Annotated in this window: 1 pseudogene; it reads left to right on the top strand. The window is 31.3% G+C overall.

From position 1 onward, the window contains the following. Positions 1 to 226: 226 nt before the first annotated feature. Positions 227 to 332: pseudogene (locus HMPREF2737_RS12030) on the top strand (pathogenicity island protein); the annotation flags it as partial.

Below are 332 nucleotides of genomic sequence, written 5' to 3'. Positions count from 1 at the left end.
TCTTTTAACAGAAACAACATTGTCGGCAGAAGAAACTCAAAAAGTATTAGATGTAGTAGAAGAACAATTTTCTCAAAACATTCAACAGCAACGAAAAGATGAACTAACTCAACAGTCACAAAGAGAGAGAAAACTTATGAAAATGTTTGAAGAAAATCGCATAGTTAAATAATAAATATCTTGCCTATCCTTAGTGGTAGGCTCATTTTATTTGTGAGGTGCATACGTGAACCTTAGAAGAGTGAAATACCCACTAATCTATCACGAAAATAAAATATCTGAGTACACATTGCTAACGGAATATAACCCTAAATTTATTAATACCAAGATTA

It is taken from the genome of Staphylococcus sp. HMSC069D12, assembly GCF_001810405.1.
Lineage (GTDB): Bacteria > Bacillota > Bacilli > Staphylococcales > Staphylococcaceae > Staphylococcus > Staphylococcus haemolyticus.
This window is presented reverse-complemented; position numbering and strand designations above follow the sequence as displayed.